At 74.2% G+C, this 24013-nt stretch carries 22 protein-coding genes and 1 pseudogene; 14 read left to right on the top strand and 9 right to left on the bottom strand.

The window, feature by feature from the left end:
* Positions 1-87: 87 nt before the first annotated feature.
* Together ABZZ17_RS10390 and ABZZ17_RS10385 are read left to right on the top strand one after the other, a co-directional pair.
* The gene (locus tag ABZZ17_RS10390) at positions 88-699 is read left to right on the top strand and encodes a hypothetical protein (protein WP_356874131.1); all 612 of its coding nucleotides are present in this window, start codon (positions 88-90) and stop codon (positions 697-699) included.
* On the top strand, positions 696-1676 hold the full coding sequence (locus ABZZ17_RS10385) for a nucleotidyl transferase AbiEii/AbiGii toxin family protein (protein WP_356874129.1): 981 nt from the start codon (positions 696-698) through the stop codon (positions 1674-1676). Before ABZZ17_RS10390 ends, ABZZ17_RS10385 begins: the two co-directional genes overlap by 4 nt.
* Before the next feature lie 32 nt (positions 1677-1708).
* Here the strand turns inward: ABZZ17_RS10385 and ABZZ17_RS10380 are convergent, their stop codons facing one another.
* Together ABZZ17_RS10380 and ABZZ17_RS10375 are read right to left on the bottom strand one after the other, a co-directional pair.
* Positions 1709-2479 (bottom strand): glucose 1-dehydrogenase, encoded by a 771-nt coding sequence (locus ABZZ17_RS10380; RefSeq protein ID WP_356874127.1) that lies wholly within the window; start codon positions 2477-2479, stop codon positions 1709-1711.
* 65 nt (positions 2480-2544) lie between these two features.
* Complete coding sequence (locus ABZZ17_RS10375; RefSeq protein ID WP_356874125.1) at positions 2545-3255, bottom strand: ElyC/SanA/YdcF family protein; 711 nt, start codon at positions 3253-3255, stop codon at positions 2545-2547.
* A 321-nt stretch (positions 3256-3576) separates the two neighbouring features.
* On the opposite strand from ABZZ17_RS10375, the gene ABZZ17_RS10370 reads away from it, so the two are divergent.
* From ABZZ17_RS10370 to dnaG, 4 genes are all read left to right on the top strand, one after another.
* The gene (locus tag ABZZ17_RS10370) at positions 3577-4296 is read left to right on the top strand and encodes a sirohydrochlorin chelatase (RefSeq protein ID WP_356874123.1); all 720 of its coding nucleotides are present in this window, start codon (positions 3577-3579) and stop codon (positions 4294-4296) included.
* A 56-nt stretch (positions 4297-4352) separates the two neighbouring features.
* Positions 4353-5669, top strand: coding sequence for a deoxyguanosinetriphosphate triphosphohydrolase (locus ABZZ17_RS10365; RefSeq protein ID WP_356874121.1), 1317 nt, complete (start codon positions 4353-4355; stop codon positions 5667-5669).
* Positions 5670-5762: 93 nt separating this feature from the next.
* Positions 5763-7037: an FAD-dependent oxidoreductase gene (locus ABZZ17_RS10360; RefSeq protein WP_356874119.1), complete on the top strand. Its 1275-nt coding sequence runs from the start codon at positions 5763-5765 to the stop codon at positions 7035-7037.
* 34 nt (positions 7038-7071) lie between these two features.
* Positions 7072-8979: a DNA primase gene (gene dnaG, locus ABZZ17_RS10355; RefSeq protein ID WP_356874116.1), complete on the top strand. Its 1908-nt coding sequence runs from the start codon at positions 7072-7074 to the stop codon at positions 8977-8979.
* Positions 8980-8989: 10 nt separating this feature from the next.
* Here dnaG and ABZZ17_RS10350 read toward each other — a convergent pair.
* Positions 8990-9430 (bottom strand): annotated as a pseudogene (locus ABZZ17_RS10350) (gamma-glutamylcyclotransferase family protein).
* Positions 9431-9525: 95 nt separating this feature from the next.
* Here ABZZ17_RS10350 and ABZZ17_RS10345 point away from each other — a divergent pair.
* The 4 genes from ABZZ17_RS10345 to ABZZ17_RS10330 all read left to right on the top strand — a co-directional run bounded on the left by ABZZ17_RS10345 (position 9526) and on the right by ABZZ17_RS10330 (position 13096).
* Positions 9526-10263, top strand: a complete 738-nt coding sequence (locus ABZZ17_RS10345) for a hypothetical protein (protein WP_356874114.1) — start codon at positions 9526-9528, stop codon at positions 10261-10263.
* Between the two features lie 5 nt (positions 10264-10268).
* On the top strand, positions 10269-11540 hold the full coding sequence (locus ABZZ17_RS10340; RefSeq protein ID WP_356874167.1) for a HAMP domain-containing sensor histidine kinase: 1272 nt from the start codon (positions 10269-10271) through the stop codon (positions 11538-11540).
* Between the two features lie 257 nt (positions 11541-11797).
* Positions 11798-12340, top strand: coding sequence for a hypothetical protein (locus tag ABZZ17_RS10335; RefSeq protein WP_356874112.1), 543 nt, complete (start codon positions 11798-11800; stop codon positions 12338-12340).
* Positions 12341-12469: 129 nt separating this feature from the next.
* On the top strand, positions 12470-13096 hold the full coding sequence (locus ABZZ17_RS10330) for a class F sortase (RefSeq protein ID WP_356874110.1): 627 nt from the start codon (positions 12470-12472) through the stop codon (positions 13094-13096).
* On the opposite strand, the gene ABZZ17_RS10325 is transcribed toward ABZZ17_RS10330, so the two are convergent.
* Positions 13080-13772 (bottom strand): TetR family transcriptional regulator, encoded by a 693-nt coding sequence (locus ABZZ17_RS10325; protein ID WP_356874108.1) that lies wholly within the window; start codon positions 13770-13772, stop codon positions 13080-13082. The genes ABZZ17_RS10330 and ABZZ17_RS10325 overlap by 17 nt on opposite strands.
* 98 nt (positions 13773-13870) lie before the next feature.
* Here ABZZ17_RS10325 and ABZZ17_RS10320 point away from each other — a divergent pair, with 98 nt between their 5' ends.
* A complete protein-coding gene (locus tag ABZZ17_RS10320) occupies positions 13871-14800 on the top strand; it encodes a zinc-binding dehydrogenase (protein ID WP_356874106.1) in 930 nt (309 codons plus the stop codon).
* Between the two features lie 35 nt (positions 14801-14835).
* Here the strand turns inward: ABZZ17_RS10320 and ABZZ17_RS10315 are convergent, their stop codons facing one another.
* The 3 genes from ABZZ17_RS10315 to ABZZ17_RS10305 form a co-directional block, all read right to left on the bottom strand.
* Positions 14836-15612, bottom strand: a complete 777-nt coding sequence (locus ABZZ17_RS10315) for a TSUP family transporter (protein WP_356874104.1) — start codon at positions 15610-15612, stop codon at positions 14836-14838.
* A 36-nt stretch (positions 15613-15648) separates the two neighbouring features.
* Entirely contained in the window at positions 15649-15933 is a 285-nt protein-coding gene (locus ABZZ17_RS10310; RefSeq protein WP_356874102.1) for a hypothetical protein, read from the bottom strand.
* A 136-nt stretch (positions 15934-16069) separates the two neighbouring features.
* Positions 16070-17365 carry a ferredoxin reductase family protein gene (locus ABZZ17_RS10305; RefSeq protein WP_356874100.1) on the bottom strand — a complete coding sequence of 432 codons (1296 nt, stop codon included), beginning with the start codon at positions 17363-17365 and terminating at the stop codon, positions 16070-16072.
* 283 nt (positions 17366-17648) lie between these two features.
* On the opposite strand from ABZZ17_RS10305, the gene nirB reads away from it, so the two are divergent.
* Both nirB and nirD read left to right on the top strand, forming a co-directional pair.
* Positions 17649-20174, top strand: coding sequence for a nitrite reductase large subunit NirB (nirB, locus tag ABZZ17_RS10300; RefSeq protein WP_356874098.1), 2526 nt, complete (start codon positions 17649-17651; stop codon positions 20172-20174).
* Complete coding sequence (gene nirD, locus ABZZ17_RS10295; RefSeq protein ID WP_356874096.1) at positions 20171-20503, top strand: nitrite reductase small subunit NirD; 333 nt, start codon at positions 20171-20173, stop codon at positions 20501-20503. Before nirB ends, nirD begins: the two co-directional genes overlap by 4 nt.
* 12 nt (positions 20504-20515) lie before the next feature.
* Here nirD and ABZZ17_RS10290 read toward each other — a convergent pair whose 3' ends face one another.
* A complete protein-coding gene (locus ABZZ17_RS10290; protein ID WP_356874094.1) occupies positions 20516-20932 on the bottom strand; it encodes a VOC family protein in 417 nt (138 codons plus the stop codon).
* A 417-nt stretch (positions 20933-21349) separates the two neighbouring features.
* Here ABZZ17_RS10290 and ABZZ17_RS10285 point away from each other — a divergent pair, with 417 nt between their 5' ends.
* Entirely contained in the window at positions 21350-22510 is a 1161-nt protein-coding gene (locus ABZZ17_RS10285; RefSeq protein WP_356874092.1) for an alkaline phosphatase PhoX, read from the top strand.
* A 77-nt stretch (positions 22511-22587) separates the two neighbouring features.
* On the opposite strand, the gene ABZZ17_RS10280 is transcribed toward ABZZ17_RS10285, so the two are convergent.
* A complete protein-coding gene (locus ABZZ17_RS10280; protein WP_356874090.1) occupies positions 22588-23613 on the bottom strand; it encodes a winged helix-turn-helix domain-containing protein in 1026 nt (341 codons plus the stop codon).
* Between the last annotated feature and the right edge of the window lie 400 nt (positions 23614-24013).

Here is a 24013-nt window from a genome sequence, read left to right as displayed (position 1 = left end):
CTTTCTGAGTCCGGTGCGTGACCGGATGGTTACCCCCCGGCGGGAACCCCGATGCGGATCGGACGCATGTCCGAGATGATCGACGTCATGTCTTCGCACGGAACCTACGAAACCCACGTGACGGTCCGCTGCCCGGACGCGGTGGAGCTGGAGCGGCTCGAATCCTGGGCCGCGGCACGGGAGTTGAAGGTCACGCACATCCTGCTGGCCCGGGGCCGGACGCTCTCGCAGCCGATGCTGACGCTGCCGGACCGCACGGGTCACGAGCGGCTGGTGCCGCAGCTGCGGGCGGCGGGCTTCGACCCGGTCCGGGTCAAGGTGGAGACGGTGCCCTGGACCACGGACGTACCGGGCCCGGGTGGCGGCTACTTCGAGCACCACCTGAAGCTGGCGCTGCCCGCGGACTTCGACCGCCCGGCGCTGGAGTGCCTGGTGAGCGGCCACCGGGCGCACCTGTCCTGGAACGCCCGGCGCACCGCGGCGGGCCCGGACGGCATGCACGAACGTTTCGTCACCCAGCGCTGCCGCGGCACGGCCTCGCGGGCCGCGGCGGCCTGCGACACCCTGATCTCGGTCCTGGTGGAGGCCGGGTACGAGATCCTCTCGGAGGAGCGGGAGTTCGTGCTGTACGACAGCGACCTGTCGGCGGACGACGGGTGGATCGAGACCGGGACCGGCACCGGGGAGGGGGAGCGATGAGCTCGTGGCGGGAGTTCGGGACAGGCAGTGGACATCTGCCCGGGGAGCCGCTGGACGACGGGACGCGGGCGGCGCGGGGCCTGCCGCGGACGCTGCGGCCGGTGGCCGGGGACGACGTACGGCAGCGGGCGGTCTTCGACCCGTCGCTGCGGCACAACTTCCGGGCCTACCGGGCCGGGGACCCGGTGTTCGACGACCCGGAGCGGACGGTGGCCTGGGCGGCGGCGCGCCGGGCGGCGATGGACGCGGTCCTGCTGGCGGTGTCGCGCGGCGAGTGGGCGGACTCGCTCGTGCTGCGCGGCAGCGTGCTGCTGGCGGACCGGTTCGGGGAGGCGGCACGGGAGCCGGGGGACCTGGACTTCGTGGTGGTCCCGCACACGTGGGAGATGGGCGACGGGCGGACCGACAGGATGCTGGAGGGCATCGCGGCGGCGGCCGACGGGCGGGCCGGGATCGATGCGTCGGGGGCGGTGTCGGAGGACATCTGGACCTACGACCGGGTGCCGGGGCGGCGGATGGTCCTGCCCTGGGCCGTGCCGGGGCTGCCGGCCGGGCAGGTCCAGCTGGACTTCGTCTTCAACGAGCGGCTCGCGGAGCCCCCGGAGCCGGCCGAACTGGCCTGCGGGGCCGTGGTACTGGCGGCGACGCCCGCGCTGTCCCTGGCCTGGAAGGTGCTGTGGCTGATCAGCGACCGGCACCCGCAGGGCAAGGACCTGTACGACGCGGTGCTGCTGGCGGAGCACCACCGGCTGCCGAACGCGCTGTTGCAGCAGGTGTTCCGGGAGGCCGGGGAGTGGCCCCACCCGCACGCGGACGTGGGCCCGGAGCACATCGAGTTCCTCGTTCCGGACGGTTACGTCGGCGCCGAATGGGAGCACTTCGAGGCGGAGTACCCGCACCTGGCCGGGCCGGGCGAGGAGGCGTTCGTCGCGCGCCTGGCCGAGGCCCTGCGGCCGACCTTCGCGGAGCCTGGCTAGGTTCCGCTGCCAGGACGGCCCGGCCCCCGGTGTCACTGGCCCGTCAGGTACTTCACGGTCAGGCCGGCCGTCCAGCCGCCGTCGACGGCCAGTTCGGCGCCGGTCACGTACCCGGCGGCGTCGGAGAGGAGGAACGCGACCGCGGCGGCGATCTCCTCGGGGAGGCCGATGCGGCCCAGCGGGGCGCCGGGGTAGTTGCCCTCGCCGGCCCGGATGCCGATGGGGGCGGTCATCGGGGTGAGGGTCATGCCCGGGTGGACGGAGTTGACGCGGATCCCGGCCTCGGCGAGCTCGACGGCGCCGATCTTCGACAGGCCGCGCACGCCCCACTTGGAGGCGCCGTAGCCGGCGGTGAGGGCGAGGCCGGTCAGGCCGGCCGCGGAGGAGATGTTGACGATGGAGCCGCCGCCGTTCGCCCGCATCAGCGGGATCGCGGACTTGATGCCGATGAACACGCCGACCAGGTTGGTCTCCACGACCCGGCGGAAGTGGTCGACGCTCTCGTGTTCCAGGAACTCGCCGGTGGAGATGCCCGCGTTGTTCACGAGCCCGTCGAACCGGCCGAACGCGTCGACGGCGTGCCGCAGCACCGCGTCCCAGTCGGCCTCGCTCGTCACGTCGTGCCGCAGGAAGCGCGCCGCGTCACCGAGTTCGGCGGCGGTCTCGGCGCCCTCGGCCTCCAGCACGTCGGTGATCAGCACCCGGCCGCCGCCGTCGACGACCGCCCGCGCGGCGGCCGCGCCCAGTCCGCGGGCCCCGCCGGTGATGACGACGGCCTTGCCGCTCAGATCCACAACAGCCACGGTTCCACACCCCTGCCAGACAGACCGCTAGGTATATGACTAATCGGCATACGCCGATCGCGGCGTCAGTCTGCCAGAGCGGCCAGGACCCGCGACACCCCCTCCTCCTTCGGCCCCAGGAACTGCGGATCCGGCCGGAACACCGCGTCCAGCGCCGCCTTGCCCGCCGCGAAGACCTCGCGGGCCCCGCCGTAGTACCAGGTGGCGTCGTGGACGTCCTGCACCCCGATCCCGTACGACTCCACGCCCGCGGCCCGGCACAGCGCGACGGCCCGGCGGATGTGGAAGCCCTGGCTGATCAGCACCGCACGGTGCACGCCGAAGATCTCGCGGGCGCGCACGCAGGAGTCCCAGGTGTCGAAGCCGGCGTAGTCGCTGACGATCCGGTCGTCCGGCACCCCGTGGCGCGTGAGGTAGGTGCGCATCGACTCCGGCTCGTCGTACTCGGTCCGGCTGTTGTCGCCCGTGACCAGGACCACCTTCACCTTCCCGGCGCGGTACAGCTCCACGGCCGCGTCGAGCCGGTCCCGGAGGTACGGGGTGGGACGGCCGTCGTAGAGCAGGCCCGCCCCGAACACGACGGCCACCTCGGCGCCCTGCGCGTCGGCCGTGGTGCGCAGCCGGCCGGCGGCGGCCGCGTGGGTCCACGCCGAGGGCAGCAGCGCGAGGACGCAGGCCGCCATCACCGCCTGGACGATCCGGCGCCTGGCCCTGACGGTGCGGGGCAGCAGCCCCCGCGCGGCGCGCGCGATCCGGTGCGGGCGCGGTGTGCGCATGCGGTTCCCCCTGGTCGTCCGGCCGGTGTGCGACCGGCGCCGCACCCGCAGGTCAGGACGTACGGGGAGATCGGAAGGTTTCAGCGGGCGCGTCACACCGCCGTACGCCCGCCGGTGAGGACGCGGAAAACACCCGTCACTCCGGCGCAACGCCCGCGCAACCTCCACCCCGCAGGATCGGTACATGACGGAGCCGGTGCACCCTCCCGAACCTACCGCCCTCCCCTTCGGCAGCGCGGCCGAGCTGCTGACCCGGATCACCGCCCAACTCGGCACGCAGCTCAGCGGCCTGCGCCCACCACGCGCCTACGGAGCCCCCGCATGCAGCCCACCCTCGTCGCCGTGGCCCACGGCAGCCGTGACCCGCGCGCCCCGCACGCCGTGCTCGCCCTCCTCGACCGGGTCCGTGAGCTCCGTCCCCGCCTCGACGTCCGGCTCGGGCACGTCGAGCTGAACCGGCCGCTGCTCGCCGACACCCTGAGCGGGCTGCCCGCAGGCGGGGAGGCGGTGCTCGTGCCGCTGCTGTTCGGCCGCGGGGTCCACGTCAAGCGTGACCTTCCCGCGGCGGCCGCCCGCGCCGGGCACCTGCGGATCCGGGCCGCCGCCCCGCTCGGCCCGCACCCGCTGCTCGTCGAGGCCCTGTACGAGCGGCTCCTGGAGGCCGGGTGGACCCCCGGGACGGCGGTGGTGCTGGCCGCCGCCGGGTCCCGCGACCCGGACTCCGCCGCCGACACCGCGCGCAGCGCCGCCCTGCTCTCGGAACGGCTCGGCGGGGTCCCCGTGGTCCCCGCCTACGCCTCCGCCGCCGCGCCCGGCGTGCCCGGCGCCGTCCGGGCGCTGGCCGCCCGGGGCCACCACCGGGTCGCGGTCGCCTCGTACTTCGCCGCCCCGGGCCGCTTCTCCGCCGCCTGCGCGGCCGCCGCTCCGGGTCCGGCCGCCGCCCCGCTCGGCGCCCATCCGGCGCTGGCCCGGCTGGTCCTGCTCCGCTACGAGGAGGCCCTCGCCCGGCGGGTGCCGGCCCGTGAACTGGCCACCGCGTAAGGGCCGCGCACGTTCGGAATGCTCGGATTGTCGGTCACTCCGGTTAACGTCGGAGCATGGAAGGCACCCCGCACGCCCCCGCCTACGCGTCCTACGATCCGGCCGCCACCGAGCGGTGGGCCCCCGAGCCCGACAAACAGCCCGGCCGCACGGCCTTCCAGCGCGACCGCGCGCGCGTGCTGCACTCCGCCGCTCTGCGCCGCCTGGCCGGGAAGACCCAGGTCGTCACCCCGGGCACCCGCTCGTACGACTGGGACGCGAGCCCCCGTACCCGGCTGACGCACTCCCTGGAGTGCGCGCAGGTCGGGCGCGAGCTCGGCGCCGCCCTCGGCTGCGATCCCGACCTGGTCGAGGCGGCCTGCCTGTCCCACGACATGGGCCACCCGCCCTTCGGGCACAACGGCGAGGAGGCGCTCAACGAGTTCGCGAAGGACTGCGGCGGCTTCGAGGGCAACGCCCAGTCACTGCGGCTGCTGACACGGCTGGAGCCCAAGCGGTTCGTGCCCGATCCGGTGAGCGGCGAGCTCGTGAGCGTCGGCCTCAACCTCACCCGCGCCTGCCTGGACGCCGCGACCAAGTACCCGTGGGCCCGCGGCGGCCACCCCACCGACCCGAACTCGGTGAAGTTCGGCGCCTACGAGGACGACCTGCCGGTCTTCGAGTGGCTGCGGCGCGGGGCGCCCGCCGACCGCAAGTGCTTCGAGGCACAGGTCATGGACTGGGCCGACGACGTCGCGTACTCGGTGCACGACTTCGAGGACGGCCTGCACGCCGGGCACCTCGACCCGAACATGCTCTTCGCGGAGCCGGAGCGCGCCGCGATCTGGGAGGTCGCCATCGGCCGGTACGTGCCCGCCGACACCGCCCCCCAGGAGCTCCGCGAGGCCCTGGACCGGCTGATGGAACAGGAGTGGTGGCCCCACGGGTACGACGGCTCGGCCGTGGCCCAGGCCCGGCTGAAGGACGCCACGAGCCAGCTGATCGGCCGGTTCTGCCAGGCCGCGGAGGGCGCCACCCGCGAGGCGTACGGCTCCGGCCGCCTCACCCGGTACGCGGCCGAGCTGGTCGTCCCCCGCGAGGCGCGCAACGAGTGCGCCGTCCTCAAGGCCGTCGCCGACCTGTACGTGATGCAGCGCGACGAGCAGGAGCGGCTGCGCGCCGACCAGCGCATCGTCCTGGCCGAACTCGCCGAGGCGCTGAGCGCCCGCGCTCCCGAGGGCCTCGACCCCCAGTTCCGGGCGATCTTCGACACGGCGCCGGACGACAAGGCGCGGAAACGCGCGGTCATCGACCAGATCGCGGCGCTCACCGACGCTTCCGCCCGCTCGCTGCACGCCCGCCTCACCAGACGCCCGCGACGCGCCGAAGGGTGAGCCGATCGGGCCACTCCCCCTTCACGCGACAGGCTCAGTGCGGGACGCTCGCATGTGGTCGCATGTGACGGAGAGGTTATGAGGAGGCATCAGGTGGTCGACGCACACCGGACGTTCGTCATCGTCGGCGCAGGGCTCGCCGGGGCTAAGGCGGCCGAAACGCTGAGGTCCGAAGGGTTCACGGGCAGGGTGATCCTGATCGGGGACGAGCGCGACCATCCGTACGAACGGCCGCCGCTGTCCAAGGGGTACCTGACGGGCAAGGAGGAGCGCGAGAGCGTCTTCGTCCACGAGCCGTCCTGGTACGCGGCCTCGGACATCGAGCTGCACCTGGGGCAGCCGGCCGTCCACCTGGACCGCGAGAACAAGACCGTGCGCCTGGGTGATGGGGCGCTGCTGCACTACGACAAGCTGCTGCTGGCCACCGGTGCCGAGCCGCGGCGCCTCGACATCCCGGGCACCGGTCTGGCCGGGGTGCACCACCTGCGGCGGCTCGCGCACGCCGAGCGGCTGCGCAACGTCCTGGCCTCCCTCGGCCGGGACAACGGCCACCTGCTGATCGCGGGCGCCGGGTGGATCGGGCTGGAGGTCGCGGCCGCCGCCCGCGGCTACGGCGCCGAGGTCACCGTGGTCGAGCCGGAGGCCACGCCCCTGTACACGGTGCTCGGGCCGGAGATCGGCCGGCTCTTCGCGGACCTGCACGCCGAGCACGGGGTCCGGTTCCACTTCGGGGCGCGGCTCACCGAGATCGTCGGCCACGACGGAATGGTGCTGGCGGCCCGTACGGACGACGGCGAGGAGCACCCGGCGCACGCGGTGCTCGCCGCGATCGGGGCGGCGCCCCGGACCGCGCTGGCCGAGACCTCCGGGCTGGCCCTGGTGGACCGTGAGCACGGCGGGGGGATCGCCGTGGACGCCTCCCTGCGCACCTCGGACCCGGACGTCTTCGCCGTGGGGGACGTGGCGGCCGCGCACCACCCCGTCCTGGGGACCCGGCTGCGGGTCGAGCACTGGGCCAACGCGCTCAACGGCGGTCCGGCCGCGGCGCGGGCGATGCTCGGGCAGGAGGTCGGTTACGACCGGGTGCCGTACTTCTTCTCCGACCAGTACGACGTCGGCCTGGAGTACTCGGGGTACGCCCCGGCGGGCGGCTACGACCAGGTGCTGATCCGCGGGGACGCGGGCAAGCGGGAGTTCATCGCGTTCTGGCTGTCGGAGGGCCGGGTGCTCGCCGGGATGAACGTGAACGTGTGGGACGTCACCGAGCACATCCAGGCCCTGATCAGGTCGAAGACCCCGGTGGACCGCGAGAAGCTGGCGGATCCGTCCGTTCCGCTCGCGTCGCTGATCACCGGGGAGGGTGCCTGACGGGTTTGTCGGCGCCCGGCCGTAGACTTCACGGGTGGCAGGACGGATCAACGACGACGACGTGAAGGCGGTACGGGACGCGGTCCCGATCGACGCCGTGGTCTCCGAGTACCTCCAGCTGCGCAACGCCGGCGGCGGCAACCTCAAGGGCCTGTGCCCCTTCCACGACGAGAAGTCCCCGTCCTTCCAGGTCAGTCCCAGCAAGGGCTTCTACCACTGCTTCGGCTGCCAGGCCGGCGGGGACACCCTCGACTTCATCATGAAGATCGACCACCTCTCCTTCTCGGAGGCCGTCGAGCGCCTGGCCGGCCAGGCCGGCATCACCCTGCGGTACGAGGAGGGCGGCTACACCGCCGGCACCAGCGGCCGCGGCGAGCGGATCCGCCTGGTCGAGGCGCACAAGGCCGCCGCCCTCTTCTACGCGGAGCAGCTGGGCGGCGCCGAGGCGGAGATCGGCCGCAGGTTCCTGGCGGAGCGGGGCTTCGACCAGGCGGCGGCCGAGCACTTCGGCGTGGGCTACAGCCCGGCCGGCTGGGACCACCTGACCCGGTTCCTGCGGGGCAAGGGCTTCAGCGACAAGGAACTGATCACCTCGGGGCTCGCCCAGGACAGCCGCAGCGGCAAGCCCATCGACCGCTTCCGCGGCCGGCTGATGTGGCCGATCCGGGACATCAGCGGCGAGGTGGTGGGCTTCGGCGCGCGCAAGCTCCGCGACGACGACAACGGCCCGAAGTACCTGAACACCCCCGAGACGGCGATCTACAAGAAGTCCCAGGTCCTGTACGGCATCGACCTGGCGAAGAAGGAGATCGCGAAGACCTCCCGGGCGGTGGTCGTCGAGGGCTACACCGACGTGATGGCCTGCCACATGGCCGGCGTGACCACGGCCATCGCCACCTGCGGCACGGCCTTCGGCGGGGACCACATCAAGATCCTGCGCCGGCTGCTGATGGACAACGCCACCGCCGAGGTGATCTTCACCTTCGACGGGGACGCGGCCGGGCAGAAGGCGGCGCTGCGGGCCTTCGAGGACGACCAGAAGTTCGCGGCCGAGACCTCCATCACCATCGCCCCGAACGGCATGGACCCCTGCGACCTGCGGCTCGCGCAGGGCGACGCCGCCGTGTCGGGGCTCGTGGAGTCGCGGACCCCGCTGTTCGAGTTCGCGCTGCGGCACATCGTGGCCCGGCACAACCTGGAGAACCCGGCGGGGCGGGCGGCCGCGCTGGACGAGGCGGCCCCGGTCGTCGCGAACATCAAGAACATCGCGATCCAGCACGAGTCGGCCGTCCAGCTGGCGGGCATGCTCGGCATCCGCGACGAGCAGTTCGTCGTCAAGCGGGTCGCGCAGCTGGCCCGCTGGGCCCGCGAGCGCGGCAACCAGCCGCAGCAGCAGGGCCGGGGCGGCGGCCGGTCCCACGAGCCCGCCCCCGCGGCCCCGGCCGCGGCCCAGGCCGGCGGTCCCGCGCTGAACCTGCGCAGCCCCGCCCACCGCACCGAGCGCGAGCTCCTCAAGCTCGCGCTCCAGCGGCCGGCCCTGGTCTCCCCCGCCTTCGACGCGTACGGCATCGACGAGTTCACCGCCCCGCCCTACGCGGCGGTCCGCCAGGCCATCCAGGACGCCGGCGGCGCCGCCCAGGGCACGGACGACTACCTGATCCGGGTCCGCGAGGCGGCGCCCAACGACACCGTCCGCGCCCTGGTGACGGAGCTGGCCGTCGAAGCCATCCACGCCAAGACCGTCGACGAGATCTATGCCGGGGTCCAGCTGGTGCAGGTCCGCCTGCGCGCCGTCGACCGCCGGGTCCACGAGGTCCAGGGCACCATGTCCCGGCTGGGCCCGCACGCTCCCCCGGAGCAGCAGGCCGCCGTCCAGGAAGAGCTGTGGGTGCTCCAGCAGTACGGGCAGCGGCTGCGCAACCGCGGCGCGGAAGGGCTCTAACGACCCGGGATCACGCGCGGTGGAGCCAGTCCCCGCCCGGGATCTCGGTGCCCGAGCCGGCCAGGCGGCGGGCCAGCGGCGCGGCCGCCAGGTAGACTCAGGCCCGGACCCGGCTGCCGTCGGGGCGGAGCGCTTCGCGGGCGACCCGGTCGTAGAGGTTCCCGGGGCGGCCCGGTCCCCCGTACTCCTCCAGCAGGTCCAGCGCGGCCAGCAGTTCCCCGTACGCGTCCGGCAGCGCGGTGACCAGCTCACCGGCGATCACCGCGCCGGGGCGGTCGACCGCGTACGGGTAGCCGGGGCCGTCGTACAGGGCCGCGTCCGGCAGCAGGGCCGGTTCCTCGGCGGCGGTACGGCCCCGCAGGAACAGGTCGTGGTTGACCTCGCCCGGCCGCAGCGTCCCGTACACGAAGAACGGCAGGATGCCGGATTCTGGCCGATCGACCGATGCCACGGGGCCCTCCCTCGACACACACTGACTTCGGCTCACACCGTACGCACCCCCCGCGCCGCGCCCCGCGGCCCCCTCACCCGACGGCTTCCTCCCCCATGACACGCACCCCGCGCCGCTCCCCCGCCGCCCCGCCGCTCCGCGCCGCAGCCCTGCCGGCCGCCGTGACAGCCGTACTGGCAGCCGCACTGGCCGTCGGGGGCTGCGCCGCACCCGGCGGACTCGCCGCGGGCGAACCCGCGCCCCCGGTGTCGGCGCAGCCGCGGCCCGAGCCCCTGTGGCCGGCCTGGGCGGGGAAGTCGCCGCAGGCCCCCGGCGCCGCCACCGCCACCCGGATGCCACCGCCCGCGCCGCTGCCGAACGGGCCCGAGGTGGGGCCCGGGGGCATCACGGCGCTGAACGCGCTGGACGTCGTACGGGCCGACAAGCGGATGCGGCAGTTCCTGGGCAAGGGGAGGATCAACGCTCCGGGCGGCGCGGGCGTACGGCCCGCCGCCTACGCGGACCTGACCGGAGACGGCGGGAAGGAACTCGTCGTCGCCGCCGACACGGAGAGCGGCCGCACCGCGCTGAGCGTGTACGTCGCCCGGGGCAAACGCGTCGTCCCCGTCCTGTTCACCCTCGGGCGGCGGATGGCCGCCGAGTCCGTCGGACAGGACCTGCTGATCCGCACGGCCGCCGACGACGGCTCCGAACAGGCCGTCCGCTACCGCTGGGACGGCGAACGGATGACGGTCGTCAGCGACGAGCGGCGGTTCAACAAGTCCCTGCCGGGCCCCGCGTCCGGATCCCCCGCGCCGTCGCACGACGCCGCCGCGGGACGGGACGCCCGGTGAGAGCCATGCTGCGGCACGGCCGGCGGGCGGTCCGGTCGCTGGGGCTGCGGTGGAAGATCGCCGCCCTGCTGGCCGTGGGCTGCTCGCTGGTCGCGGTCACCATCGGCGTCCTGATCCACGAGGCGCGGGTCCGCCAGGTGGCCGACGCCGCCCGCAAGAGCGCGACCGAACAGCTGGTCCGCGTACGGCAGGTGTACGAGCTCACCGGCAGGCTCGACTCCGACAAGGTCGGAGAGGCCGACGCCCGGATCGACTGCCCGGCCGTGCCCCCGGCCCTGCGCGCGGCGGCCCTCGACGGCCGGCGCACCACCTACCTGGACCTCGGCGGGCCGCGGCCGGCGGTGTGGGCGGCGCGGCCGATCGGCGGCTCGCACGTCCTGACGGTGCGGCGTTCGCTGGCCGGCGAACAGGCCGAACTGGAGGAACTGGACGGCTGGTTGATCGCCTCCGGGACGGGGGTCGTGGCGCTGGCGGCGGTCGGCGGGGCGCTGCTGGCGAGCCGGCTGAGCAAGGACCTGCGGACCGCGGCGGAGACGGCGCGCAAGATCAGCGCGGGCGACCTGGACGCGCGGATCGGGCCGTCCGGAGTACCCGGCACCCGCAACGAGGTGACCGAGCTGGCCTCGGCGGTCGACACGATGGCGGCGAGCCTCCAGCGGCGGCTGGAGGCGGAGCAGCGGTTCACCGCCGACGTCGCGCACGAGCTGCGGACCCCGCTGACGGGACTGCACACGGCGGCCGAGCTGCTGCCGGCCGGGCGGCCGACGGAGCTGGTGCGCGACCGGGTCGCGGCGCTGCGGACGCTGACGGAGGACCTGCTGGAAGTGGCCCGGCTGGACGCGGACCGGGAGGAACCGCGGCTGGAGGCGCACCGGCTGCGCCCGCTGGTCGTCTCGATCACGCGGCGGTCCGGGGTGACGGCCGAGGTGACGGGCACGGACGTCGGGGACGGGGCGTGGGTGCGCACCGACGTGCGGCGCCTGGAGCGGATCCTGACGAACCTGCTGGTGAACGCCCGCCGGCACGGGGGCGAGCCGGTGACGGTGACGGTGTCCGGGACCTCGGTCACCGTCCGGGACCGGGGTCCGGGCTTCCCCGGGACGCTGCTGCGGGAGGGGCCGCGGCGGTTCGTGACGGGCGCGGCGGAGCGGGGGCAGGGCACGGGGCTGGGGCTGACCATCGCCTTCGGGCAGGCCCAGGTGATCGGCGCCGAGGTGACCCTCTCCAACCCGGCCCCTTCGGGCGCGGCGGCCACGGTGACCCTGCCGGCGGCGTGACGCGCGGGGCGTGCGGGTGGGGCGCGGACGGGGCGTGCGGGGGCGCGGACGGGGCTTGGGCGGGGCTTGGGCGGGGCTTGGGCGGGGTGTTGTCACCCGGACGGGGTGGGGTGACACGGATGGCCGTTCAGGGCCTCTGACGTGGGCGGATGCCGGTCCGGCGGATGACCGCCCGGGTATCTGACGGAGGCTCAGCAGGCGCGGGGCGGGCACCCCGGTTTTCCTCGAGACACGACCCCGTGCCCTCAGGAGTTCCCATGCGCCGCAGCACCGCCCACGTGCTCACCGCCACCGCGCTGACCGCCGCCGCCTTCGCGGGTCCGGTCGCCGGAGCGGTCGCCGCCGCGGACCTCGGCATGACCGCGTTCGCGCCCGGGGACTTCGCCGTCCTGGAGGTCTGGCCGAAGTCGGCCGCGGCGGGCGCCACCGTCACGGTCAACACCACGGCCTGCGGCAAGGGCAGCCACGCCGAGGGCGATGCGAGCACGGTCGGCGGAGGACGGTTCAAGCTGGCGCCGGGCACCCACAAGGAGGTGGTCGTGGGGCAGTTCCAGGTCGCCCACGGCACCCGGTCCGGCACCTACGGCATCGGTGTGACCTGCGCGAACGGCAAGTTCGCGACCGGCGACCTGGCCGTCACCGAACGCGGCCCGCAGGGCCACGTACGCACCGGGGTGGGCGGTGGGACGACCACCGCCTCCGACCCCGCCAAGATCGCGGCGGGAGTGGCCGTACTGGCCGCTGCCGCCGTCGGCGGTACCTGGCTCCTGCGTCGCCGGGCGAGCGGCACGCGGAGCTGACGGACGCCCACCGCGGCTCCGGCCGCGGTCCGACCGGTACCGTCCCCCGTCGCCCGCCCCGCGAGGTCCCCCCCGTTCGCGGGGCCGGGCGACGGCCAGTCACAGGAACGGCGAGACGAGGGGGCAGCCATGGACACCTCCGGGCGGACCTCCCGACGCGGCGGTCTCGTCGCCCTCGCCGCCTGCGTCGGCGTCTGGCTCGTCAGCAGCGGCTCCGGCGAGACCGTCGGGCCCCCGCTGCCCTCACCCGGCGAGGCGCTGAGCGCGCAGGCGGCCTTTCCCGGGAGCATCGACCCGCTCCCCGGCTCCCCGCCCACCCGGATCCGGATCCCATCGATCCGTGTGGACGCGCCGCTGACCGGCCTCGGCCTGGACCGCGACGGCGGCCTCGAAGTGCCGCCGCCGGCCCGTGGTGACCTCGCGGGCTGGTACCGCGAGGGGACCACCCCCGGCGCCACGGGCACCGCCGTCGTCGCCGGGCACGTGGACCACGCCACCGGCCCGGCCGTCTTCTACCACCTGGGCGCGCTGCGCCGGGGAGCCGCGATCGAGGTCGCGCGCGAGGACGGACGCACCGCCGTCTTCACGGTCCACGCCGTCGAGGTCTACGACGCCAAGGCCTTCCCCGACAGCCGCGTGTACGGGGCATCGCCGCGCGCCGAGCTCCGCGTGATCACCTGCGGCGGCGGCTTCTCCCCGCGCACCGGCTACCAGGGCAACGTGGTCGTCTTCGCCCACCTCACGGGGACGTACTAGGGGAGGTACCGGCCGAGCCGGCGCGCGGGGCGGCCGTCAGGGTCAGGGTGCCCGGGACCGCGGCGAAGGCCTCGCGGAGACGGGCGGCCAGGGCGGCGCGCGACGGGGCGTCCGCGGACGCGGTCCAGGTGTCCAGGGCGCAGTGGAACGCCGCGACGAGGAGGTCCAGGGCCAGTCGTGGACGCAGGTCGGCGGGGTCCGCGAAGGCGAGCCGCCGGTGCAGGGTCGCGAGCGCCGTGCCGGTGGTGCGGTCGCAGAAGGCCAGGCCGTGGGCGCGGATCGAGGGGGTCTCGGCGGCGAGCCGCCGGCCGAGCCGGACCCGGTCCGGCCAGCCGTCGGCCGTCATCGTGCCGAGCGCGGCGAGCAGGGCGTCCTGGAGCATCTCCATGACCGGGCGGCCGTCGGGTTCCCGGGTCTCCAGGTCGTCGAGGAAGGCCGCCCACAGGTCCTGGGCGGGTGCCAGCGCGACGTCCTCCTTGCTGGTGAAGGTGCGGAAGAACGTCCGCTTGGACACCTCGACCGCGTCGCACAGTTCGTCGAGGGTCACCCCGTCGAAGCCCCGTCGGGTGAACAGGTCCAGGGCGGTGTCGATCAGCGCCTGCCGGGTGCGGATCTTCTTGCGTTCGCGCAGGGGCAGGCGTTCGGCGGGCGCGGGCGACAGGGGCTCGGTAGTCATCGGGGCCAGTGTAGCCAGGACGCGAATGCCTCCTATAGGTTTATGCCACTGAGTGGCACAAATGCGGCCGCCGGTCCGTGACGAGAGGCGAACCACCCATGCGAGCACTGCTGGTCGACCGTTCCGCGCCAGGCGGCCTGCGCCTCGGCGAGGCCCCCGCCCCCCGCCCCGCCGCACATCAGGCCCTCGTCCGGGTGCGCGCCACCTCCCTCAACTTCGGCGAGGTCCGCCACGGCCTCGAACACGCCCCCGACGGGGCGGTGCTCGGCTGGGACGCCGCCGGCGTGGTCGAGCGGGCCGCCGCCGACGGCTCGGGTCCGGCCGCCGGCACTCCCGTGGTCACACTGGGCGCGGACGGGGGCTGGGCCGAACTGCGGGCGGTGGACACCGGCTTGATCGGAACCACCCCCGTCGGCGCCGATCCGGGCGCCCTCAGTACCGTCCCCGTGGCGGGCGCCAGCGCCCTGCGCGCGCTGCGGCGGATCGGCCCGATCCTCGGCACGCGGGTGCTGGTCACCGGCGCGACGGGCGGTGTGGGCCGGTACGCCGTCCAGCTCGCCCGCCTCGGCGGCGCGCACGTCATCGCCTCCACCGGGGACCCGGACGCGCACGGCCCGGGGCTGCGGGCGCTCGGCGCGCACGAGGTGGTCGCGGATCCCCTCGCGGTCCACGAGCCGGTGCACGGCGTCGTCGACCTGGTCGGCGGCGGGCAGCTGGTCGACGCGTACGCCCGGCTGGCCGAGCACGGCACGCTCGTCGCCGTCGGACACGCGACGGACCGGGGCGAGACGTTCCCGCACGGCGCCCTCTTCGGCGACCAGGGGCGCCACGACCGGACCCTCACCACGTTCTTCCTGCCCGCCTGCACCGGCCTGGCGCCGGACCTGACCCACCTGGCGGCCCTGGTGGCCTCCGGCGGGCTCGACCCGCAGATCGCCTGGCGCGGCGGCTGGGACGGGGCCGGGGAGGCGGTCGGGGCCCTGCTCGACCGCCGGCTCCACGGCAAGGCCGTGCTCGACCTGGCCTGACCGTCAGGCCGTACTCATCCCCTGCTCATCCCCGCTCATCCCCACTGCTCCAGGCCGAGCTTGACGACGAGCGCGCCCACGACCGTCAGCAGGACGCCGCGGACGAAGCCGCTGCCCTTCTTGAGGGCCATCCGGGCGCCGATCATGCCGCCGGCGAGGTTGAAGACCGCCATCAGCGCGGCCAGCTGCCAGAGCACCATGCCCTGGTAGGCGAACATCGCGAGCGCGCCGGCGTTCGTGCAGGTATTGACGATCTTGGCGGTGGCGGAGGCCGTGACCAGGTCGAGGTGGAGCAGCGCGGTGAGGGCGAGCACCAGGAAGGTGCCGGTGCCGGGTCCGATGAGGCCGTCGTAGAAGCCGATGCCCAGACCCGCCAGGGCGATGGTCAGCAGGATCCGGCCGCGGGACACGGGCGAGGCGGAGGGGGCGGTACCGAAACCGGGCTTGAAGATCACCACGGCGCCGACCACCACCAGGACGACCATGATCAGCGGCCGCAGGGCGTCCTTGCTGATCCCGCCGGCGAGCGCGGCACCGCCCATCGACCCGGCGAGCGCGGCCAGGCCGATCCGGACGGCGGTCTTCACGTCCACCGGGGCCTTGCGGGCGTACGTGACGGCAGCGCCGGCCGTGCCGACGATGGCCACGGCCTTGTTCGTCCCGAGCACGGTCGCGGGGTGGGCGTTCGGCAGGCCGAGCAGCAGGGCGGGCAGGAGCAGCAGTCCGCCCCCGCCCACCACGGCGTCGATCCAGCCGGCCGCCGCGGCGGCCACGCACAGCACGATGATCATCGTCGTCGATATGTCAGGCACGGCCCGACCCTATGGAGCGGATCGGTGCAGCGGCCATCAATCGCCGGAAACTTGCGCAAAGGTTGAGCTTTGCCGGGCCGGGACCCGGTCCGGGGCCACCGGCGCCGCCGGATCCACGACGGCCGTCAGCCCGGTCGCGACGAGTACCCCGGCCAGCCCGAGCCCCGCCGCCAGCCGCCGCGCGGGCGGTACCCGGGCCAGCGCGTCCAGCCCGGCCCGCAGGACGGACTCCCGCCGCGGCTTGCGGTGCCGGGCCGGCCCCACCGGGACCGCGGGCGCCGTCGCGGACGGCGGCAGGGTGACGTGCAGGGGGTGACGCATGGGACGGTGACCTCTCGGCGGGCTCGTGGAGCGGGCGTACGGAACGGGGGCGTACCGAACGGGGCGTACGGAAGGGGGCGTTGGGGCGCAGCGGCGCCGGTGGCCGCGAGCGGGGTGGCGGAGCGCGGGTGGCCCGTCAGAAGCTGAAGCACTCCGAGTGGACGCGGCCGGCCGGCACCCCGGCCCGCAGCAGCGCGGCCCGGGTCGCCTCCGCCATCCCGGGCGGCCCGCACAGGTACACGTCGTGCTCCGCGAGGTCCGGCACCAGCCCGGTCAGCGCCTGCGGGGCGAGCGGATCGTACGCGGCCCCGGACGGCCCGAGCAGGTAGTGCAGCCCCGCCTGCCGCTCGGCGGCGATGGCCTCCAGCTCGGCCCGCAGCACGAGCTGCTCCTCGGCGCCGGCCCGGTAGAGCAGGGTGACGTCCCCCGGCCCGCCGGGCAGCGTCTCGAACAGGGCCCGCATCGGGGTGATCCCGACCCCGCCGGCGATCAGCAGCACCTTGGTCCGGGTCCGCCGGGCGGCGGTGAGCGCCCCGAACGGCCCGGTGGCGAGGACCCGCGTACCGGGGCGCAGCCGGCGGATGCGGCGGGAGTGGCCGCCGAGCGCCTTGACGGTGATGCGCAGGCGGCCCTCGCTGACGGGTGCGGAGAGGGAGAACGGCAGGGCCGTGTACCAGAGCCTGCGCTGGAGGAAGCGCCAGCGCAGGAACTGTCCCGGCTCGGCGCGCAGTTCGCCGAGGTGCTGCCCGTACATGACGACGGAGACCACCCCGGGCCCCTCGACGCGCACCTCGGCGACCCGCAGCGCGTGCCGCAGGGCCTGCCGTACCGGGACCACGGCGCGGTACCAGACCAGCAGGACGGCGACGACGGCGTGGGCGAGGGCCCAGAACCAGGCGGCCACCGCCAGGTCGGGCCCGGCGAGCTGGTGGACGAAGCCCAGGGCGGCGGCGAGGTAGACGAACAGGTGCACCCCGCGCCAGGTTTCGTGGGGGACGCGGCGGCGTACGGCGCGGGCGGAGGTCACACCGACCGCGGCCAGCAGGGCGGTCCCGGCCGCGGCGGCGGCGAGCGCGGGGTAGCCGAGCAGGTCCCGGACGGCGGAGACCACGTCGACGCCCTCGTGCACGGCGTATCCGAGCAGGGCGAACAGCCCGTGCCCGAAGCAGAGGAGCAGGACGTGGCGCCCGCCGAGCGCGTGCCAGCGGGCGAGCCGGTCGGCGCCGACGCCGTGTTCCACGGCCGGTACCCGGGCCATGAGGAACAGCAGGACGAGGACCCCGTACCCGGCGAGCAGCCCGGTCAGGTGCGCGGCGGTGGCGAAGAGCGCGTCGAGCCGGGCCGAGGGGCGCACCTGGGCCGCCCAGAGCAGGGTCACCAGCCCCGCTCCGCCCAGCATCCCGCCCTTGACCCGCACCGCCGCATCTCGCATGGCGCCCACGCTAAGCGGCCTCCGGGCGCCGTCCGGGTGCTCCGGATGATCCTTAAGGCGGCCTTGAGGGACGCCTCACCGGCCCTTAATCCGGGCGCTGAGGCCGGTGTTCCGTCCGGGTAACAGGGGCGATGCCGAGGGGAAACAGCGGCCGCTCACGCTCGTGCCATGACCTCGGAGCAGCGTGTGGCGGTGATCGGCGGAGGGCTGGCGAGCCGGTACGAGGGCGACGAGTCCCCGCACGAACTGTTCCGCCCGCTCACCGACGACGGAGGCCACTGACATGACCGAGCCCCTGCCCGCGATCGTGCTCATCGGGCACGGCATGGTCGGCCAGCGCTACCTGGAGGCGCTCGCCGAACGCGGCGCCACCGCCACGCACCGGATCACCGTGCTGTGCGAGGAGCCCCGGCCCGCGTACGACCGCGTCCACCTGACCTCGTACTTCTCCGGGTCGAGCGCCGAGGACCTCTCCCTGACGCCGGCCGGGTTCCTCCGGGACAACGGCATCGAGCTGCACCTCGGCGACCCGGCCGAGCGCATCGACCGCGCGGCCCGCACCGTGACCTCCCGCTCCGGGCGGGTCTTCCCGTACGACGTGCTCGTCCTGGCCACCGGCAGCTACCCCTTCGTGCCGCCCGTCCCGGGCAAGGACGCCCCCGGCTGCTTCGTCTACCGCACCATCGAGGACCTCCTCGCGATCGAGGAGTACGCGAGGACCCGGACCAGCGGAGCCGTCGTCGGCGGCGGCCTCCTCGGGCTGGAGGCGGCCGGCGCCCTGAAGGGGCTGGGGCTCGCCACCCGCATCGTGGAGTTCGCGCCGCGCCTGATGCCCGTGCAGGTCGACGAGGGCGGCGGCGCCGCCCTGCTGCGCACCGTCGAGTCCATGGGCCTGACCGTGCACACGGGCGTCGGCACCCAGGAGGTGCTCACCGGCGAGGACGGCTCCGTCAGCGGAATGCGGCTCTCCGACGGCTCCACGGTCGACACCGGCCTGGTCGTCTTCTCCGCCGGGGTCCGCCCCCGCGACCAGCTCGCCCGCGAGGCCCTCCTCGACGTCGGCGAACGCGGCGGCATCGCCGTCGACTCCCGCTGCCGCACCTCCGACCCGCGCGTCTACGCGATCGGCGAGTGCGCGCTGGCCTGCGACGGCCGGGTGTACGGACTGGTCGCGCCCGGCTACGAGATGGCGGAGACCGCCGCCGAGGACCTCCTGGGCCGCGAGAAGGAGTTCACGGGCGCCGACCTCTCCACGAAGCTCAAGCTGCTCGGCGTGGACGTGGCCTCCTTCGGCGACGCCCACGGCAGCGCCCCCGGCAGCCTCGACGTCGTCTGGTCGGACTCCCGCTCCGGCGTCTACAAGAAGCTGGTGGTCTCCCCCGAGGGGGTCCTGCTCGGCGGGGTCCTGGTGGGGGACGCCGACGCGTACGGCCTGCTGCGCCCGCTCACCGGCAGCGTGCCGCCCGTCGCCCCCGAGCAGCTGGTGCTGCCCGCCGGTCTCGGCCCCGCGGCCCAGCTCGGCCCGTCGGCGCTCCCCGACAGTGCGGTGGTCTGCTCCTGCCACAACGTCACGAAGCAGGCCATCACCGCCTGCGCGACGCTGCCCGAGGTGAAGAAGTGCACCAAGGCGGGCACCGGCTGCGGCAGTTGCGTCAAGGTGATCGGGCAGCTGCTGCCGGCCGCCGCCGACAAGGGGCTGTGCGGCTGTTTCCCGTACACCCGGGCCGAGCTGTACGAGATCGTCCGCACCCGCCGGCTGGTCTCGTACGAGGAGATCCTGGACGGCCACGGCCGGCCGGAGGCGCGCGGCGGTGACGGCTGCGAGGTCTGCAAGCCCACCGTCGGCTCGATCATCGCCTCGCTCGCCCCCGCGCTCGGCGCCAGCGGGTACGTCCTGGACGGAGAGCAGGCCGCGCTCCAGGACACCAACGACCACTTCCTCGCGAACCTCCAGCGCAACGGCTCGTACTCGGTCGTCCCGCGCATCCCGGGCGGCGAGATCACCCCCGACAAGCTGATCGTGATCGGCGAGGTGGCGCGCGACTTCGGCCTCTACACGAAGATCACCGGCGGGCAGCGCATCGACCTGTTCGGCGCGAGCGTCGACCAGCTGCCGCGGATCTGGGCCCGGCTCGTCGACGCCGGTTTCGAGTCCGGGCACGCGTACGGGAAGGCCCTGCGGACCGTGAAGTCCTGCGTGGGGCAGACCTGGTGCCGCTACGGGGTCCAGGACAGCGTGCGGATGGCCATCGACCTGGAGCTGCGCTACCGGGGCCTGCGCGCCCCGCACAAGCTGAAGTCGGCGGTCTCGGGGTGCGCCCGCGAGTGCGCGGAGGCGCAGAGCAAGGACTTCGGGGTCATCGCGACGGCGAGCGGCTGGAACCTCTACGTCGGCGGCAACGGCGGGGCCACCCCGCGCCACGCGGACCTCCTCGCCCAGGACCTGTCGGACGCCGAACTGGTCCGGCTGATCGACCGGTTCCTGATGTTCTACATCCGCACCGCCGACCGGCTGGAGCGGACCTCCACCTGGCTGGACCGGCTGGAGGGCGGGCTGTCCCACCTGCGGGACGTGATCGTGCACGACTCCCTCGGACTGTGCGCCGAGCTGGAGTCGCTGATGGCCGCGCACGTGGCGCACTACCGGGACGAATGGGCCGAGACGCTCCGGGATCCGGTGCGGCTGAGCCGGTTCGTGTCGTTCGTCAACGCGCCCGGCGCCCCGGACCCGACCGTGAAGTTCGTCCCCGAACGCGACCAGGTCAAGCCCGACCTGGCCGTCCTGACCATAGGAGGAGCCGTCCGATGACCGTCGAACTGCGGGTGGCCGAAGGCTGGCTGACGGTGTGCGAACTGTCCGCGCTGGTCCCCGGGCGCGGGGTCGCGGCCCTGCTGCCCGACGGGAGCCAGGCCGCGGTGTTCGTCGACCGCTCGGGGCGCCCGTACGCCATCGGCAACCGGGACCCCTTCACCGGGGCGCACGTGCTGTCGCGGGGTCTGGTGGGCTGCGAGGCGGGGCGGCCGTTCGTGGCCTCGCCGCTGCTGAAGCAGCGCTTCGACCTGGAGTCGGGCCGCTGCCTGGACGACGGGGAGGTGGCGGTCCGGACCTACCCGGTGCGGACCGCCGCGACCTCGTGAGCGGTGCGGTGCTCAGCCCTGGACGGCGGCCGGGTCCATCCACATGATCTCCCAGGTGTGGCCGTCGAGGTCGTCGAAGGCCCGCCCGTACATGAAGCCGTGGTCCTGGGCCGGGCGGGGCTCGGTGGCCCCGGCCGCCACGGCCCCGTCGACGAGCTCGTCGACCGCGGTGCGGCTCGGGGAGCTCAGACACAGCAGCACCTCGGAGGTGCGGGTGGCGTCGGCGATCTCCTTGTGGGTGAAGTCCTTGTAGCGGGCCTCGGTCAGCAGCATCGCGACGATCGTGTCGCTGATCACCATGGAGGCGCAGTTCTCGTCGCTGAACTGGGCGTTGAAGGAGTAGCCGAGCTTCCCCCAGAAGGCCTTGCTGGCGTCCAGGTCCTTGACCGGCAGGTTGACGAAGATCATGGTGCGGGCGGTGGCCGACATCTCGGTCCCTCTTCTCTCGTGTGGTCCCGCAGCGCCGTTCCGTGCGGTTCGAGAGGTAGACGGGGGCCGCCGGGAAAACTCATCGGCGCCCGGCGAAGTTTTTTCGACGATTCCGGCCGCTTCACGAAACCGCAGGTCAGAGCGCTGCCCCGGCCGCCCCGCCCAGCGCTCCGGCCCGGGCGCGCTGTCCGCCGTTTCCGCCCGGGGCGGGCGGCTCCGGGGGCCGCGGGGCCGCCGCGGGGCGCCGCGGAGGGAACGGCCGGGTGTACGGAAGTCGCCGCCGGAGGATTGACCGCGTGCCGGTCGCTCCTGCGTCATGAGGAATTGACGTCACGTCAACTCGACGCCTCTAGGTTCCTCGACGCATGCGACCTCGCGCCCGACCGGACGCGGGGCCTTCCTCCCACAGGAGTGACCGTGGAACGTCGTACCTTCCTGCGCGGTGCTGTCATCGGTTCGTCCGCCGCCGCCTTCGGGGGCACGTTGATGCGGGGGGCCGCCTACGCGGCACCCGCCCAGCCCGGCGCCGGCCCCTACGGGGCGCTCGGCGCGGCCGACGCGAACGGCATCATGCTGCCCGCCGGGTTCACCAGCCGGGTGATCGCCCGCTCCGGCCAGACCGTCTCCGGCACCTCGTACACCTGGCACAGCGCCCCCGACGGCGGTGCCTGCTTCCCCGACGGCACCGGCTGGATCTACGTATCCAACTCGGAGGTCAACCCGTCCGGCGGGGCCGGCGCGGTGAAGTTCAACTCCTCCGGCACCGTCACCGGCGCCTACCGGATCCTGTCGAACACCCGCCAGAACTGCGCGGGCGGCAAGACCCCCTGGAACACCTGGCTGTCGTGCGAGGAGGTGGACCGCGGCTTCGTCTACGAGACGGACCCGTACGGGATCACCGCCTCCGTCCAGCGCCCCGCGATGGGCCGCTTCAAGCACGAGGCGGCCGCCGCCGACCCCGTGCGCAAGGTGGTCTACCTGACCGAGGACGAGACGAACGGCTGCTTCTACCGGTTCGTCCCCACCACCTGGGGCGACCTGTCCTCCGGCACCCTCCAGGTCCTCAAGGCCGGCACGGCCTCCTCGGGCTCCTTCACCTGGGCCAACGTGCCCGACCCGGACGGCTCGCCGACGGTCACCCGCAGCCAGGTCTCGGGGTCGAAGAAGTTCAACGGCGGCGAGGGCTGCCACTACGCGAACGACACCGTCTGGTTCACCACCAAGGGCGACAACCGGGTCTGGCAGCTCAACCTCGCCACCAGCACGTACGAGCTGGCCTACGACGACTCCCTCGTCCCCGGCGGCGCGGCCCCGCTGACGGGGGTCGACAACGTGACCGGGTCCTCGTACGGCGACCTGTACGTCGCCGAGGACGGCGGCACCATGGAGATCTGCGTGATCACCCCGGACGACGTGGTGGCCCCGTTCCTGCGGATCACCGGCCAGTCCTCCTCGGAGATCACCGGCCCGGCCTTCTCCCCCGCCGGCAACCGCCTGTACTTCAGCAGCCAGCGCGGCACGACCGGCAGCTCCGCCAACGGCATCACCTACGAGGTGACGGGCCCCTTCCGGACCTGACGCCCCCGCCCGGGCCCTCCGCGGGGCTCCCGGGCCGAAGGGCGCGCCGCCGGCGCCCCGGAGGCGCGGGAGCCCCGTCAGGAGGCCACGGCGCCGCCCTTGAGGAGGGCCGCGCCCAGCGGGGTCACCGTGTGCAGGACCGCGTTGCCGTGGCGCAGGGTGGTGACCAGGCCCGCTTCGCGCATGACGCAGGCGTGCTGGCTCGCCGAGGCCAGGGAGACCCCGGCCCGGCGGGCCAGTTCGCTGGTGGTGGCCCCGTCCCCTATGGCCCGCAGCACCACCGACCGGGTGTGGCCCACCAGCTTGCCCAGGGTGCGCTGGCGCTGTTCCTCCGGCCGGGCGGACTCGCCCCCGCCCGAGGCGGAGGCCAGCTGGGCGGCGGCCGGGTAGACCAGCACCGGCGGCAGCTCCGGGTCGTGCAGGGTCACGGCGGTGCGCCGGCAGAAGAAGGACGGCTGGAGCAGCAGCCCGCGCCCGCGCAGCCGTACGTCCCGGTCCACGGGGTACTCGCATTCCAGGACGGGCGCCCGCCAGCGCAGCATCGGCGGCAGTGAGGCGAGGAGTTCGTCCGCGCCGCCGTCGAGCAGGGCCCGTCCGCGTGCGGCCCGCTCGGCCTCGATCTGGGCCTGGATGTGCGTCCAGTAGGGCTCCACGGCCGCCCGGTGGTATCCGCGCAGTTCGTTCAGCAGCCGGGGCATGTGTTTGGTGCCGCCGTCCATGAACTCCCGCAGCCGTGTCGGCGGCGGCGTCCCGAAGGCGGCGCCGAAGCCCGCTCCGGCGCCCGCGCCGACGAGGGACAGCTCGCGCCGCAGCCGTTCGGGGCGCAGCCCGCGCAGCGCGTCGAGGCCGACGTCCCAGCCGTACTGTCCCTCGGCGGGCGTCAGGAAATCCGGGAAATAGCCGCGCGCCGGTATCAAGGCACCGAGCAGCCTTGTTTCACTATTCAACCGGCTACGGGTTTCCGTCCGCCATTCGCCGAAGAGCCGGGCATCGCGCCGGTCTCTTAAGCGATGAAAACTAAGAATCGTTTCCCACAACGCATCGGGACGCCCTGCCATCCGTACGCGTGCCAGGTCCACTCCAGTGAAATGGATACGAAGCACCGAACCCCCAGCTGTGCAACCGCAATCCCCCCGCCCCATGAGTATGCATGCCGTCACACGTGGTCACCACGCCCTTTCGGCCACAGTTGAAACCCCTTTCGGCAGGGGCGTGACAAGCGAAATCCTGTACTCCGCCAGGCACACTCCGGTGCGACCGAAACGCTCCGTGAAGGCCGTGGGGGGCTTTGCGGGGCCTGGCGGTCGGTCGCACAGGGAAGCGCCGACGTGCCTGGCAGATAGGCGCCAGGCGGCGGACGGGTGGGGATCCGTCCGCCGCCTGGCGCCGTAAAACTTTGTTGAATACTTTGCGGAACGGGACCTTCGAATAGAAGGACGCGCCCGCCCCGGGCAGTCAGGGAACCCGGGGAGGGCGCGGTCTCGGGGGCCGGTGACGGCCCGG

The sequence above is a fragment of the Streptomyces sp. NPDC006512 genome, from assembly GCF_040611935.1.
Taxonomy (GTDB): Bacteria; Actinomycetota; Actinomycetes; order Streptomycetales; family Streptomycetaceae; genus Streptomyces.
The sequence above is the reverse complement of the archived record's forward strand: the minus strand, read 5'-3'. Positions and strand labels throughout refer to the sequence as shown.